Annotated in this window: 12 protein-coding genes and 1 pseudogene; 3 read left to right on the top strand and 10 right to left on the bottom strand. The window is 45.9% G+C overall.

Annotated elements, in window-relative coordinates; all coding sequences use genetic code 11:
• Nucleotides 1-163: 163 nt before the first annotated feature.
• From QUB44_RS12105 to QUB44_RS12055, 9 genes and pseudogenes are all read right to left on the bottom strand, one after another.
• The gene (locus tag QUB44_RS12105; protein ID WP_333367267.1) at nt 164-5002 is read right to left on the bottom strand and encodes a PAS domain S-box protein; all 4839 of its coding nucleotides are present in this window, start codon (nt 5000-5002) and stop codon (nt 164-166) included.
• Nucleotides 4999-5289, bottom strand: coding sequence for a helix-turn-helix transcriptional regulator (locus tag QUB44_RS12100; RefSeq protein ID WP_333367264.1), 291 nt, complete (start codon nt 5287-5289; stop codon nt 4999-5001). The genes QUB44_RS12105 and QUB44_RS12100 overlap by 4 nt, the downstream gene beginning before the upstream one ends.
• Nucleotides 5290-5845: 556 nt before the next feature.
• Nucleotides 5846-7321 carry an adenylate/guanylate cyclase domain-containing protein gene (locus QUB44_RS12095; RefSeq protein WP_333367260.1) on the bottom strand — a complete coding sequence of 492 codons (1476 nt, stop codon included), beginning with the start codon at nt 7319-7321 and terminating at the stop codon, nt 5846-5848.
• A gap of 70 nt (nt 7322-7391) precedes the next feature.
• The gene (locus tag QUB44_RS12090) at nt 7392-7736 is read right to left on the bottom strand and encodes a slr1659 superfamily regulator (protein ID WP_333367257.1); all 345 of its coding nucleotides are present in this window, start codon (nt 7734-7736) and stop codon (nt 7392-7394) included.
• A gap of 46 nt (nt 7737-7782) precedes the next feature.
• A complete protein-coding gene (locus QUB44_RS12085) occupies nt 7783-8361 on the bottom strand; it encodes a DUF6272 family protein (protein ID WP_333367254.1) in 579 nt (192 codons plus the stop codon).
• Between the two features lie 77 nt (nt 8362-8438).
• Nucleotides 8439-9384: pseudogene (locus QUB44_RS31155) on the bottom strand (PP2C family protein-serine/threonine phosphatase); the annotation flags it as partial.
• A 12-nt stretch (nt 9385-9396) separates the two neighbouring features.
• The gene (locus tag QUB44_RS12065) at nt 9397-9690 is read right to left on the bottom strand and encodes a hypothetical protein (RefSeq protein WP_333367241.1); all 294 of its coding nucleotides are present in this window, start codon (nt 9688-9690) and stop codon (nt 9397-9399) included.
• 15 nt (nt 9691-9705) lie between these two features.
• Nucleotides 9706-10041, bottom strand: a complete 336-nt coding sequence (locus QUB44_RS12060; RefSeq protein ID WP_333367239.1) for a hypothetical protein — start codon at nt 10039-10041, stop codon at nt 9706-9708.
• Between the two features lie 75 nt (nt 10042-10116).
• Nucleotides 10117-10404: a hypothetical protein gene (locus QUB44_RS12055; RefSeq protein ID WP_333367236.1), complete on the bottom strand. Its 288-nt coding sequence runs from the start codon at nt 10402-10404 to the stop codon at nt 10117-10119.
• A 700-nt stretch (nt 10405-11104) separates the two neighbouring features.
• Between QUB44_RS12055 and QUB44_RS12050 the strand changes: the two genes are divergently transcribed.
• On the top strand, nt 11105-11686 hold the full coding sequence (locus QUB44_RS12050) for a hypothetical protein (RefSeq protein WP_333367233.1): 582 nt from the start codon (nt 11105-11107) through the stop codon (nt 11684-11686).
• A 131-nt stretch (nt 11687-11817) separates the two neighbouring features.
• Here QUB44_RS12050 and mnmA read toward each other — a convergent pair whose 3' ends face one another.
• Entirely contained in the window at nt 11818-12909 is a 1092-nt protein-coding gene (gene mnmA, locus QUB44_RS12045) for a tRNA 2-thiouridine(34) synthase MnmA (RefSeq protein ID WP_333367230.1), read from the bottom strand.
• Between the two features lie 115 nt (nt 12910-13024).
• Between mnmA and QUB44_RS12040 the strand changes: the two genes are divergently transcribed.
• Together QUB44_RS12040 and QUB44_RS12035 are read left to right on the top strand one after the other, a co-directional pair.
• Entirely contained in the window at nt 13025-14677 is a 1653-nt protein-coding gene (locus QUB44_RS12040; protein ID WP_333367227.1) for an NAD(P)H-hydrate dehydratase, read from the top strand.
• Nucleotides 14678-14945: 268 nt separating this feature from the next.
• Entirely contained in the window at nt 14946-15476 is a 531-nt protein-coding gene (locus QUB44_RS12035) for a peptidoglycan-binding protein (RefSeq protein WP_333367224.1), read from the top strand.
• Nucleotides 15477-15708 lie beyond the last annotated feature (232 nt).

Raw genomic sequence — 15708 nt, 5'->3', positions numbered from 1 at the left:
TCTTTTTTTGACACTCCAAATTATTGATTATATTATCAGGACTTACGCACTGTTAGACTAGAAACCGGATTTATTTGTAGATTCTCCTCTAATACAAATATCGCTGCCTAGCCACAGCAACTTAAAAGCTTGGTGATGTTTGAGCGGTTTGATCTCTTTCGGCTCAATCTTTATAGCTTGCTGGGTCATGAGTGTTCTTGCTAAGAAGTGCGACGATCGTCTTAATTAATTGATCCGGTTCGATCGGCTTTGCCAGATGTCGGTTAAATCCAGCTTGCAAAGCTTGCTGTTGATTAAACTCTCCCGCATAGGCAGTCAGGGCGATCGCGGGAATCAGCCCACCCCGTTCTGGCGGCATGGCTCGCACTTGTCGCAACAGCATATAGCCATCCATCCCCGGCATTCCAATGTCGCTCAACAGGACATCTGGCTGGAAATTAGCCAACGCTGTGAGGGCTTCTTGAGCGACAGCAATAGTCAGTACCTCTGCACCTGCATCTTCTAGCAAAAAAGAAATCAACTCTCGCATATCCGGCTCATCATCTACCACAAGTATCCGCATCCCCGATAACGGTTCATCCGCAGTCGATCGTTCCGAAAGTCTTGCAAAAGAGTTTTCTTCTCTTACCTTCCCTGATAGGGGCAGTCTTACAGTAAAGGTAGCTCCTAACCCTTCACCCTGGCTCTGGGCCCCAACGGTGCCACCGTGCAGTTCGACTAGATGCCGCACGATCGCCAGCCCCAATCCCAAGCCACCAAACTTGCGGGTTGTAGCGCCATCTTTTTGCCGGAAGTAGTCAAACACGTAGGGTAAAAACTCCGGTGCGATGCCAATCCCTGTATCCGTTACAGTAATTTGAGCCTGATTGCCAACACGAATCAAATTCACCTCAACGCGCCCCCCGGCTGAAGTAAATTTGACCGCATTGGAAACAAGATTCCAGACTACTTGCTGCAAACGGCCCGAATCCCCCAAAATTTGTCCGATCTGAGGATCTAACACAGTCCGAATATCAATGGATTTGGCAACAGCAGCCAAATTGACAGTTTCGATCGCCGATTCCACAGTTAAAGCTAAATCGACTGGACGAATATTAAGACTGAGCTTGCCTTGGAGAATTTTCGAGACATCAAGCAAATCTTCAATCAATTCACTTTGCAGCTTGGCATTGCGTTCGATCGTCGCTAACGCCTGTGCAGTTTTGGCCGCATCCAGCTTGCCAGTTTGCAGCAGCTTTGTCCACCCCAGGATCGGATTGAGGGGCGATCGCAATTCATGGGATAGAACCGCTAAAAACTCATCCTTGATCCGATTTGCCTGTTTTAGCTGTTCCGCTTGCTGCTGCAGTGAATCGTTCAGGTTTGCCCGTTCCAGGGCGATCGCGATTTGGTCACAGATAGAGCCCAGCAGCTCGATTTCTGCAGGCGTGAAGTGCGTCCGAGTCAGACTGGCAAATGAGAGCGTCCCTAATAACCGCCCTTGAGCAATTAACGGTTGACCCACGTAAGCCGTGATGCCCAGTTCAGAGGCGGCTTTAGCATTCGGATGAGTGGAAAGTTCGGCTTGATTCAAGACAAGTTGCTGCTGCGTTTGGGCAACCAGTCCACAGAGATATTCCCCTAATTCGATCCATGCGATCGCCTGCGCCCTTTCTTCAGAGATGCCATCATAGTTTCTCAAATGCAGCATCGGGCGGTTGTCTTTTTCTTCGACCATGAAGTTGTAGTAAGAGTGCAGATCGAGTTGCACTGCAAGTTTGCGGAATAGCGTGTCCATCAAAGCCAGAGGCTGTTCTGTCTGCATCAGATCGCGGGTAGTTTCATACAGTAATTGCAGTCGCTCACTCGCTTGCCGTTGTGCGGTCTTGTCCTGCATTATTTTGACAAATCCCTGCGGACAATCCGCTTCGTTAAGCAGGGGCATCATCAATCCACTGGCCCAAAAGCGATTCCCATCTTTGCGGATGTGCCAGCGTTCGTCTTCTGCCCGTCCTTGAAGTAGAGCCGTTTGCCTCTCGTACTCGGCTTGTCCTTGTTCGTTATCTTCGGGTGTGAAGATCATCCGACTCGAGCAACCAATTGCTTCTGTCTCGGTATAGCCCAACAACCTTTCTGCCCCTGAGTTCCAACTGGCAATGATGCCGTTAAGGTCGATGGTGAAGATGGCATAATCTTTGGCGCTTTCAATGATCAGACGGAGGCGGGATTCACTCTCGCGCAGGGCTTCCTCAGCTTGCTTGTGGTCTTCAATATCAACACAGGAGCCGATGTAGCCCAAGAACTCACTTTCCAATCCGTAGCGAGGAACAGCTTCATCCATAACCCAACGGTATATGCCATCACAGCGTTTCAAGCGATATTCCATCTTGAACGGTTGACGGGCATCAAAGGCAGTCACATACGTGTCTAAACACCGATCAAGGTCGTCGGGGTGGACTCCTTCTGTCCAACCATTGCCCCTTTCTTGCTCGATCGTCCTTCCCGTAAAGTTTAGCCACGGGAGGTTGAAGTAATAACAGAGTTTATCGGTGCCCGACATCCAAATCAGCACAGGGGCAGCATCTGCCATCAGCCGGAACCGTTCCTCACTCTCCCGTAGTGTGGCTTCGGCTTGTTTGCGATCGGTGATGTCGTTGACCAGTGCTACAAACCCTTCAACTTTTCCCTGGCTATTGAAGCGGGGAACATAGGTCGCATTGATATAACGGGTTCCACCATCTTTGTAGGGAATTTGGCTTTCAAAGGTCACTTCCTGTCCTGCCAAGACTTGCTCAACATAAGGACGAATCCCTTCATAGCCAGTTTCGCCTAAAACCTCTTGGAGGTGCTTGCCATAGATTTCCGCTGCCGGATGTCCAAACCATTCTTCATATGCTCGATTGTTGAAGCGATAGCACTGACCTGAGTCTACAAAGGAAATTAAGGCAGGCACGGCATTGGTAACTAAACGAAGTTCTGTTTCTCGTTGTTGCAATACCTCCTCGGCCAGTTTTTGATCGGTGACATTTCGGAAATAAATGGTAATCCCGTTGGCGGCAGGGTAGGTGCGAACCTCATACCACCGATCGTGATCGGGATAAAAAGCCGTGACTGAAAAAGCCACGCGCTCGTTTGCCACGCGCCGATGAACCCGCTCAAACTCGCTGCCATTGAGCCCTGGGAATTCTTCCCAAAAATTCTTCCCAATCAGAGCGCCCGGAGCGCGGTCTAGCAGAATTTCCGCTGACCGATTCACGTAAGTGAAACGCCAATTCTCATCAAGGGAAAAGAATCCATCATCAATACTCTCTAGAATGTTGCGACTCTGCTCTTCGCTTTGACGCAACGCTTCTTCGGCTTGTTTGCGATCGCTAATGTCGATTAATACGCCGCGCGTCGAAATTATGATGCCATCAGCGTTATAGGCGCAATCGCCCTTTGCCAAAATCCAACGAACGGTGCCCGAAGCCCACAGCGTCCGATACTCAATTTCAGTATGCGGTTGATTCGCTTTTAGCTCAGTGAGCACGGTGTGAACGAATGGGCGATCGTCGTGATGCACCGCTTCTAAAAACACCTGCACCGACATTGCGCTATTGACGGGTAAACCAAACATCGCTTTGGCTATGTCCGTGCAAGTCAGCGTGTCAGTTTCTATATCCCAATACCACAAACCCAAATTGCCACCTTCGGAAGCCAGTCGGAGCTGTTCTTCGCTCTCGCGCAACGCCTGGAACGATCGATCGCGCTCCAACGCGATGCTGGCAACTTGGGTGCCGAACTCCGCGAGTTTATATTCCCAATCCGTCGCCATCCGCGCCTCGCTAAAACACAGCATCAGCGACCCCAGAGATAGATTGTCCTGCCTGAGCACGGGCTGAGAATGACACGCTAGAATGCCATGAGCCACGCATAAATTTCGCCATGCTTGCGACCAGCGATCGTCGTTGGCAATGTCGGCGCAGGTCACGGGCTGACCGCAATACACTGCTTCGCCGCAGGTTCCAATGCACAAATCGTTAATCGGAGCATTCTTGAGTCCTTCAGCAAAAGACGGTGGAAAGTTTGGAGTAATGGAGCTCTTAAACGTCATCCGCTGAGCATCGGCTAGCAGGAAGCAGGCGCGGGTACCCGGATTCAGCCTGGATACTGAGTCACAGACGGCTGCCAGACAGTCGTCTAGCGGCTGCCCGAAGGCGATCGACTCCAGCAGTCGTTTCTCCTCGACCAGGAGGACTTCCGCCTGCTTGCGATCGGTAATGTCAGCAAGCAAAACGGTCAGTCCACTGGGCGAAGGGTAAATCCGATAGTCATGCCAACCATTCCAAGGGGAGTACAGATTCTCAAACTGGAGCGGCGTTTGTTCGCGGATTGCCCGATGAAACTGCACGAAAGCGTCGGTGTCAACTGCCGCCGGAAATAGCTCCCAAACATTCTGACCCAGAATCGCTGACCGCTGCATTCCAACCATTTCACAGTAGCGATCGTTGGCATAGGTGTAGCGCCAATCGCGATCGAGGATGTAAAACCCATCGTTGATGCTAGAAAGTACCGTTTCTAACTGTTCTTTTGCCGCAGTCGCCGAAGTTTGTGCTGCGGAGCCCCGAGCCTGGGCCTGTTGTTCTAGCGACCTTGCCTCGTGTAAAGTTTGCAAGGCTGCTTTCGCGTTTTTTACAGCAGTGCGCCACGATAGATTGAGTGAAGCGCTCAATCCTGCCGCGATCGAAAACATACCCAGCCGAACAATTGTCTCTACATTAAGTATGTGTAAGGAATAGAACGGCTCAATAAAAAAATAGTTGATTGCCAGCGTGGATAAAATTGTTGCCAGAAACCCAGCCCCGAAACTGCCATACCAGGCACTCACCATCACCGCGATGAAAAACAGGGGCATCGTGGTTGGGTAGATCCACGGTAAAAGCGATCGGGTTAGCCCCAGTGCCAGAGCCACGGAGAGTGTCGCTACACCATAGGGAAGTAGTCGAATATCTCTGAAAATGCTGTTGATTCCCTCTAAACTCACCCTTTGTACTCCTTATCCGAAAAATATCTTGCTCGCAGCGCCTTACTGCATTCGCGAAGCGTTGCATCTGGCGAATTAGCTAACTCATCCAGCAAGATGTAAATTTGCTTGAGTGCCAAGCCAGAAGGCGTAGCGTGTCCATTTTCCCAACGATTAATCGTGGCAAAGGTCATCCCTAATTCATCGGCCAACTTTTTCTGAGACAGCTTCAGCGCTTGCCGCAGTTCTCGCACCAAATTACCGATCGCTGGTTGTTCCGCCCTCAGCCGTTCTATTTTGAGAGGCATCACAAATCACGGCTATAAAGCTGTTTATATTTTACACCTTTGACAGATTCCAGAGGTCAGTCATCACTCTCAAGATATATTTTAGTTGTACTAGCTTGAAAATATAAACGTTTCACCTTAAAAACCAGTGTCGTACCGGGGACGATTCGGCTTTTCTTGAAAGTCTCTGGGTTGTGCCTAAAAGCTTGATTGTTGATGATGTTGTGGCTGATTTTAAACACGCGACAGGCTTCTGTTTTTTTCATCCCAGAAAGCTCTCAGGGCTTGGATGACTTTGTGACGTAGTAGATTGTAACTGTATAGTTTGGCCGTGAGGGGAGTAAACACTATTAAGACGAGGGACTATCTCTAGTATCTTTCCTAACAGCCTTGGCGACTGTTATATTATTTAAATTCAACCGACTTGATATGAATCTTGATTCATAACTCCGCTCAAAAATGGATACTTGCTTTCTGCCAGAAGTCGTAAGCAGCTCAATTTTTTATACCAAACTTTAATCTCCCAGATTCATCTGTGGAGTATATCTACAATCTACAATTTACAATCTACAATCAACTAAATTCCTTTAAGGAGCGATCGCCAATCGCGACAGCGTTTCAGGTAAATGCGAGCTACATGATCGCTGGGATTTGTTCGCAAACACTCTTCAAATAATTTTCCTGCTTCTCGGAATTCCTTCCGCTCGCACAGTAACATAGCTTCATTATATACAGACAAATTTGCTAGCTTTGCCGACAAACTTTCCGGCGGATCTGCATCAAATACCTCATAGACTACGACATATTGAGATTTTCCTTTTACCTGTACTTTATCCACAATCCTAATAGCATAATCTGTGGGATTTCGCAACCGTTCCAAAGTCTGCTGAGAAATTAACAGAGGTACGCCGTAATCTTTGGTCAGTCCTTCAATGCGAGATGCTAAATTAACAGCATCGCTAATCACAGTGCTGTCCATTCGGCTTGTACCCCCCACTGTCCCCAGCATTAAAGAACCCGAATTGATGCCAATGCCAATTTGAATCGGGACGTAGCCGACCTCTTGACGGTATTCGTTGTAATTTTTCAGGATATTTAGCATTGCAATACCCGCTTTCACTGCATCATCTGCAAAGTCACTAAACAAAGCCATAATTGCATCGCCGATGTATTTATCAATAAACCCGTTATTGCTAGTAATTGCCGGCTCCATTCGCGAAAGATAAGCATTGATAAATTTAAAATTTTCTTGGGGAGTCATAGTTTCTGAAAGCGTCGTGAAGTCGCGAATATCCGAAAATAGCACCGACATATCCTGCTGCACTTGGTCGCCTAAATGGACATCTATAATACTTTCATATCCCAACAAATTTAGAAATTGGTGCGGCACAAATCTACCGTAGGCATCAGTTAACTCTGATTCGGCATCCAGAGATTTTTCTAGATTTTGGTTAAGATCAAATAGTTTCTTAATAAATAAATGGCGATCGGCTTCAGCTTCTTTGCGTTCCGTGACATCTTGAAAAACTGCGATCGCAAAAGCAACGTTGCCACCATCGTCAAAAATTGGCGTTCCCCAAATCTCTAGGGGAACTTTCTTGTGGGGTTGATAAATTTCCAGATCATCAGCCGTCGCGTTTTCGCCCCTCAAAGCTCGGACGATCGGCAAATTCTCGAAAGGGTAAATAGTCTCAGTTCCCGCGATATAAATTTGATAACTTTCTGACAAATCCTCCACTGAATTTAAGGGCAAAGCTCCTTGGCCGAGTAACTGGTGTCCGGCGTTATTTACGTAGTAAGGTTGGCCTTGAGAATCCAGCACGAGCACACCTATGGGAATCGCTTCTAGAAATTGAGCCAGCTTGATTTCGCCTTCGCGCACGGCCTCGAATGCGCGAGAGCGTAACTCAGTTTCAACCGTATCGGAATGTTGAGCAGTAGTTTCCAGCAAGATTTCCAGATCCGCTTTTTCCTCCTTCAAGTCTTCCACTTGCTGGCGCAATCTTTCTATCTCTAAAAGTAGCTGTTCTCTAGATGGTTGTTCTTCCAGCATAACTCGAGAATTTGCGCCTCGACTAACAAAAAATTGCTCAACATCTCGCACCCTAAAATTAATCGTGTTTCTATATAAATTCCAACTGCAAACCAGGCATCAGGCGCTGGAAATTCCTCAAAGATTTACCGTGCCAAGCTATGCTTTGAGAGCCTTGTACTGCCATTTGCACCCTGGCTGTTTTGCGGATCTCGATAATAAACTTTGATAGCATATTGATGCCAGAACTGTTCAAAAATTCTAACTGCTGCAAATTGAGGGTAATTTTAGTCGGTTCCAAGTCGGCAACCTTGGTCAGAAACTGCGCTATCGGCGCGTACTCTGCAGGCCCGCTCAGCCTTAGAGATCCAATAAAAATCACGGTTGCCGTTGCTGGATCGTAACAGATCTCGTAATCTTCTGTATTAATTTCCATAGCCACACAAAAAAGTCCCTTAGATATTATCGATCGCCAGCGTTGCTTATACTGTTAATTGCACCATAGTTGTCACCGCAATTACTTCCGGGTCTTTGTGCACGGTCTGGAATTTCCAGCCAAGTTTGGCGGTATAATCGGTGAGCATGGTCAACAAACCCAATCCAGAATTGGTAGAGTTGTCGTCAGCAGCATTTTTTTCCAACTGCTGAATGTAAAGTTCGCTTGGCTCCGAGGTCAGCAACTCCTGAATGTAAGCCTGAAACTTGTCCACAGCTTGCGGAGAGATGCTGTTAGCAACTGAGAAAATCACTCCGTCGCTCTCTAATTGCAGTTTAATATCGATCGGGTACTCCGAGGTTTCATCATTAAACTTCATGGCATTTTCCAATAACTCGTTAGCAATGTAGCTAACAGCGCTTTTTATTTCAGCTTGTCTTTCAATTGTCGAGGGATCATCTTGATTTCCCGGAAAAAAACTCGTCAGGTAGTCAGCCAGAAAATCCGCTGACAAACCATTGTTTCGCCACCGCTGCTTGAGAGGAACTGAACTCGGAGAAAATCCAATTATTAAGTATTCTTGGCTAGCTGGCTGCTCTATGAAATCGCCTAAAATGTTAATCATATCAATGTAAGAGCTAAAGTTTTAGATGAGGTACCCCAGTGAACATATTTTAAACTTTAGAATGGATATCCAAGTAGTTATTTTTGTTTGAGTACCAGCAATGTGATGTCGTCAAAAACTTTTTGTTCGTCGATATGCGATCGCACGTCCTTAATTACAGCGTGCCTGATTTCAGCAGCCGAGCGCTGCCAATTAATCTCTCTTACCTCAATTAACCTATCTAAACCATAAAGCAGTTTATCCATATTTTTAGCTTCCGTAATCCCGTCAGTGTACAGCACAACCACCTCTCCTGAATGCAAATGCACAATTTTTTCAGCAACAAATTCAGCAATATCTGCATCCAGCCCGATCTGGAAACCCAAATCGATTGTATCAAACCGCTCGACAGAACCGTTATATGATGTCTGATCGATTGACCATAATATCCCTACCGGGCGGGTTTTTGAGATTGTCAATTATTGGCAGATATTGGCAGGTTTACCCCCCCTACCTGATTTCGGGCGAAGCGAAGCGGAGGGAATCGACCGGACATGATATTACACCGCACGACAATCATTTCTTCATGCAGGCCGCTCAACTTCAGCATTCCTTGCTGATAGTCTAGCAAGGCAAGGCTGGCGTTTTTATCGCATTTCATCCGCTGCACATTATCGTAAATTACACTGTTAATAGCACTTAAAAATCTTACTGAGTCTGGTTCATTGTAGGCTAGCAAAGTTGGCACTGCCGTCTGAACCATAATCATTAAATACCGCTCTCAAATCCGTGTCCCGTCACATCCCCAAGGCCGATTTTTACTCTACCGTTGTGTTGGAGTACATCGTAATAGTCGCCGCCTACTTCCTCAGCAGCTTGCATAAATCCCGCAATATCTAAGCCGATAAATTCCTTGAGTTCTCGGTCTTTCGGCAGTAGCATCTGCTGAATCTTGCGAATAACGTGTAGTTCGGCGCTCATTCGCATATTTTCAGCTTTTAGGCGATCGTTGAAAGCAGTAATTTTGTGATTTGCACCAACTAAGGCATCGGCAATTTAGTTAAACGCACCCACAACTTGCCCCAGTTCCTCTCTGTTATCCAAAATAGTTTTTTGGGATAAATTTCCACTGACCATCTTTTTTGATGTTTCATCAAGAGCAAATACAGTTTGCATAACTGCCCTGTAAGAAGACACAAATAGATGAATAACGATAGCTAATATTATTAACAGTAAAATAAAAATCAATTGTTTTCTGTTAACAAAAGCATCAATCCGGTGCTGAAAAATAAAATATAACTCATTTACTACAGTTTTATCGCCGAGTTGAAAACTTGTACTTAAAGCCAAATTGCTTCCAGCGATCTAGGTATAATATTTTAGTGATACCGTTTGATATATTGTTTTATCTAGTTGCTTAGTTACCTGCTTAACCAGAGAGTTGAATTTTATTAAATCCTCTGTTAATGCCGAGCGCAAATTACCCTGATGGTTATTGCTAAATGCTACCTCCATATTAATTTCCAAATCATTATTAATTTCTTTCAATCTGCTCGAAAGAGTAATTAGTTGCGCTCTTTCTTCTGGTGTGGCATCGGAACGCAGGCTAATTTTTTGAGAAATTCGCCTAATTCCTGACCAAAGTTTTTCCATTTCTGGAAGCTGACGCAAAGTAGCATTTATTAAATAATAGGTATCCAAATCTGGGTCTGGAATTAGATTGCAAGTATCGCCGACGCGAGCGCTCAGTCTATCAACGTCTGTAGTTATCTGTAGTTAAACAACGTTGATAGACAAAAAATCGTAAGTTTCTAAACTCCACTGGCTGCGGCGAAGTTTTAAATCTTGCCAATCTTGATAAATATTATTAATTTTATCACTGAACATTAATATGTTTCCAAGCTGGCGATCTGTATTAGCCAGGAATTGAAAGTTTGCGTCCATCTTAGCTTCTAAATCTACTCTCGTATCTGGTAGGCTTAAATTTGTATTTAAACTCTGATAATTTAACAGTTGAAGTTTCGGTATATATTCCCTCAACTGGCGCCGATCGCAGGTATTCATTATCGTAGATTTATTTTTGAGTAAAATCTACCCTGCTGTTAATTTCGGAAATCAACAGGTACATGACCAAGGTTAACGGTATTGCAAATAGAAAACCGATCAGGAGAAATTTTTGAGGATAACTCAGCCGATTCATTAAATGGATTGCCACGGATTTCCTGTTCATAATGGATAGATGTCAACAAAATTGTACTCAAAAAGTAGCCTTTGCTACTAAAGTAGTTGCGGGACTCTCGCTCTAGAAAACCACAATACTAATACAATTAATCAGCGATAGCTGATTTAATTTCTAATGCGTTTTTGTCCTATTGCAACAATTTTTGCGGCATCCCTGTGATATCCTTGGCTCAGCTCGCCTCCCACAGTCTAAAACACGTTTAGCAGTTTTGGAACGCAGAATAGTAATTTGTACTGAGAGTTGGGGGCAGGATTAGAGGCTTTTAAGAATATTTACTTAAGCATAAATTTTTCTTAATACCCTGAGACAAAAAGTAAAAATTAAGTAATAACTGGGTAGTGCAAGTTTCCTGAAACACAACTGCAGGCGGCGAGTAGAAAATACTTGCGCCGCACGCACCAGCAGTCAAATCGGTTCTGCACAAAGGAACCAATAGCACCAGCAATAGTGTCTAAATAAGTATCTGTAGTTGAGTGTTCAGGAGCGATCGCGCATTGTGTAAAGTGAGGCAGAGGGCATATTATGAAAAGAATCTCGAAAAATAAATTTCAAAAAAATAAAAACAGAGACCAAAAGCAACCCAATCCTGTAATCTTAGCTTTGGTGCTGACAGGGATTCTGGTATGGGAAATGTATCCGGCGCTAAGACACACCGCTGCGGCTAACGCGGGCGCCCTCAAAGATTCCTTTGCCCAGTTGGAAAGGCAACAGCAGCAAACCGCGCAGCAATTTTCCTCAGCCGCGGTGCCCCAAAACATCAGCTATTCGGTATTGGCACTCAATACTCTAATTTCCGAACCGGGCATTTTGGCCGAGACGATGCGCCCAAATCCCCCGAACAAATTGCCCGCAACCGTAGCAGAAGCAGTTCGCCGAGAGTTGTCGGACTCCACTGGCATTGCTGCTGACAAGTTGAAAGTAACTGAATCGAGCGGACAAAGTTGGCCGAATACTTGTTTAGGACTCGCGAAAACGGATGAAATTTGCGGTCAAATGATTGTCGAAGGTTGGCGGGTTGTGGTTTCTGATGGTAGTCAAACTTGGGTTTACCGTACTAATGCTAGGGGAAATATCTTGCGTTTGGAAAAAAAGTTAGTTAAGTAAATGTACCCATGTGAAATCAAAAATAAACTTCCTTTTGGAACAGGCAAGATGCCTGTTCCACAAAGAGTGAGTTTTCTTGTGGGTGGTTTCTTGTGGGGAGTAGGGGTTGGGCTTCTAGCCCGCCCCTTGCTTTAATTTGGGAGTTGGTTTCTTTCGATGATGCCGCCGCCTAATAGCACATCGCCGTCATACCAAACAGCCGCTTGTCCGGGGGTAATGCTCAACTGCGGTTCGTCAAAAATCAACTTAACTCTTGTACCGCCGGCTTTTTCCTCTGCTTGGGAGGATTCCACCGGAATAATTGTAGCCGGGACGGGTTGCGATCGATATCGAATCTGTACCTGAGCCCGAATCGGAGCCGTCGGTGCAGCCACAGAAACCCAATTCACTTTCTGGACTGTACACTCAGATTCTACTGCCAACTGTCGATCGCCCACAATTACCCGATTGCCAGCAGCATCAAGTTCAATCACATACAGCGGTTCCGGTGCAGCAATCCCAAGTCCCTTCCGCTGGCCGATGGTGTAGTGGTGAACGCCGTCGTGCTGTCCGAGCACCCGCCCTGACTTGTCCACAATGTCACCCTTTTGCGGCGCAATGTACTTATCCAGAAAAGCCCGCATCGAACCGTTACTTTCCACCAAGCACAAATCCTGACTTTCCGGCTTATCAGAAGTTGTCAAGCCAAATTCCGCCGCAATTCTGCGAGTTTCTGTCTTGGTAATTTCCCCCAAAGGAAATTCCGTACCCGCCAACAAATCCTGTGTTAGATCGTACAAGAAATAAGACTGATCTTTCGCAGGGTCGATCGCCCGCAGCAACTGATAGCGACCCGTAGCAGCATCGTAAGTAATCCGAGCGTAGTGGCCTGTAGCGATTTTTTCAATTCCCAGTTCTTCGCGAGCATACTTGAGCATCGGCCCGAACTTCACAGTTTTATTGCACTGCGAACAAGGCAGAGGCGTAATTCCTGCACTGTAACCCTCCACCAAATAATCGACAATACTTGCCTGAAAGACCTCGCGGCTGTCAACAATGTGGTGGGGAACGCCCAAATCTTCGCAAATTTTAGCTGCATCGACCATTCCCTCAGAGCAGCACTGACCTTTGCCCTTCATCAACCACAGCGTTAAACCCACCACTTCATATCCCTGATGGTGTAAAATTGCGGCTGCTGCGGAACTATCGACCCCGCCGGAGAGGCCTACAACAATCTTGTTCATGATTCGGAGAGAAATTGCTATTTTACTGTTACTTTGTTCGATCGAGCTAATTTATTATACCACAAGTATACTACAACTTGCCACTGCTGCTGTTAGCTGAAATTTTAGCACTAATATGACTATTCAAAAATTTGTTGTCACCGCCGACCAAATGCGGCAAATAGAAACCAGAATCTTTGCTGCTGGAATGCCAGTCGCAGCTTTAATGGAAAAAGTCGCGGGACTGATTGCTAGACGCATTCAGGAGCTTTTGAAAGCGGAAGGAAGTTCGGCAACGAGCAGTGTACCGGATTTAACGGATAGAAGGAAAAGGGAAGAAGGGAAAAATCTTGTTAATTCTCAATTGTCAGTTATCGGCGTATTGGTAGGGCCTGGACACAACGGCGGCGATGCTTTGGTTGTTGCCCGCGAATTGCACTTTCAAGGATTCCAAGTAGTTATTTACTGCCCGTTTTCTAAACTAAAAGAACTAACAAAAACTCACGCTGATTATGCGCGTTCTTTAAATATTCCATTTGTTGATAAAGTTGAACTGCTGAAAAACTGCGATTTGCTCGTAGATGGTTTATTTGGCTTTGGATTAGAACGAGAAATTACTAATCAGACAGCCGCCGCGATTGACGAAATAAATAATTTAAATATCCCCATTTTCAGTATAGACATTCCATCGGGAATTCATACAGATACCGGAGAAGTTTTGGGAACCGCAATCCGAGCCAAACATACATTATGTTTGGGTTTGTGGAAAATGGCATTTCTGCAAGACAAAGCGTTAGAATATATCGGCAGCTCAGAATTAATTGATTTTGATATTCCCGCAGCAGATATTGCAGCAATCTTGGGCGAAACGCCAGCAATACAACGCATAACAAAAGCATCGGCAACTCAGCATTTGCCGTTACCCCGATCGCCAATTTCGCACAAATACACTAACGGTCACTTACTAATTATTGCAGGTTCCCGCCGCTACAGCGGAGCCGCAATTTTGGCAGCATTGGGAGCAAGAGCTAGCGGCATCGGAATGCTGTCAATTGCTGTTCCTGAGTCGATTAAATCGATGTTGAGCAGCCAGTTGCCAGAGGCATTAGTTATAGGATGTCCCGAAACCCAGAGCGGTGCAATTAGCGAATTGCCAGTAGCAATTGATTTGAGTACCTATGATGCGATCGCCGCAGGCCCAGGTCTGACATTGGAAGCCGCAATAGCTGTAGAATCTGTACTGGAGAGCGATCGACCTCTGGTTTTAGATGCTGACGGTTTAAATATCCTCGCTCAACTCGGCACAGTCCCGATTTTGTCCGAACGCCCAGCACTGACAATTATCACGCCTCATCCGGGCGAATTCAAGCGTTTATTTCCCGAATTAGCCGACGAAACCGGCGATGATCGAATTGCCGCCACTCAAGCAGCAGCTCAGCTTTGCGGCGCAACGATATTGCTCAAAGGAGCCAGAGTGTGCATAAGTTGGAAGGATGAGGGCGATTCCCTACGGGATAGTGACGCTTCACGTACCATCACCTACCTCAATCCCGAAAGCACCCCAGCCCTCGCCAGAGGCGGCAGCGGCGACGTTCTCACCGGCTTGTTAGGGGGACTATTAGCAAGTGCGATCGCCCGCAAATCCCCCCCCAAATCAGTTGCTGCAACAGCAGCTTGGTGGCACGCTCAAGCCGGAATCATGGCTGCTAAAGAACGGACGGAATTAGGAGTAGATGCCTTTACTTTGACACAGTATTTAATTCCAGCTTTGCGAGAATGTGCTGAGTAAACAATCAACATGAGTTGATAGAGTGCGTACCCCGCATCTTTGTATTGGGTAGGTGTCCACCGCGCACCTTACTCCTTGGTTTGTATTGACAACTAAAGTCATCATAAAAATATTACAACTTGCATTCCTTACGACAAACCAACGGGTAACTCAAACGAGTGACACTCACATGAGTGACACTCCAAAAAGTGACTGTGCATCCACAAATCCCAGCAGTTATACCTGAAATATCAAAGACCAAAACTTAAATATTGAGAGGAACCACATTATGTACACCGAAGAAAGAAGCTTGAACAATGAAACTATGGCTCTCGTCGCCGATACTACTGCTCAATCAAGTCTTGCATTTGCTGAAACCACGGGAGTAAACAAACCCACTTTACAAATGGGTTCAACAGGTCAATCTGTCAAGGAACTACAACAGCTTCTATATCATTGGGCATATTATTTTGGCCCGATTGACGGTATCTTCGGCGTCCAAGTTCAAAACGCGGTCAAAGGCTATCAACACCGCGTCTTTTTAAAAGAAGATGGGATTGTCGGCCCTATCACTTGGGAAGCACTATACTCTGGTGCACCTGTGAATATGCCGATCGTCATGAAGGGCAGTTCTGGTAATGCTGTTAAAATAGTTCAGAATGTCTTGAAAATCAATGGATACTATTTCGGTGCGATTGACGGATTCTTCGGGGCGATGACAGATGTAGCCGTGCGACAATTGCAACTGAGCAAGGCTTTACCGCAAGATGGAATTGTCGGCTACAGAACTTGGCACGCCCTCAGCAAGTTACCGCACTAATGACGGGTTGGATTAATATCTATTTCGGTTGTACGAGCGAAATGATTGTTGACTGTTGACTGTTGACTGTTTACTCGGTGTTGAAAAACTGAATGGTTGAGTGTTGACTGTTTACTCGATCTTATTATGCCGATGCAACCGGAAACGATACCACTTTCAGTTATGGCAAAAAATCGGTAGTTCAATTAGGGATTGAGGCTTTGCCTAAGTCCCTAATTCTCGTTAAGGGGAA

Origin of the sequence: Microcoleus sp. AT3-D2 (assembly GCF_036705715.1) — a bacterium.
Lineage (GTDB): Bacteria > Cyanobacteriota > Cyanobacteriia > Cyanobacteriales > Microcoleaceae > Microcoleus.
This window is presented reverse-complemented; position numbering and strand designations above follow the sequence as displayed.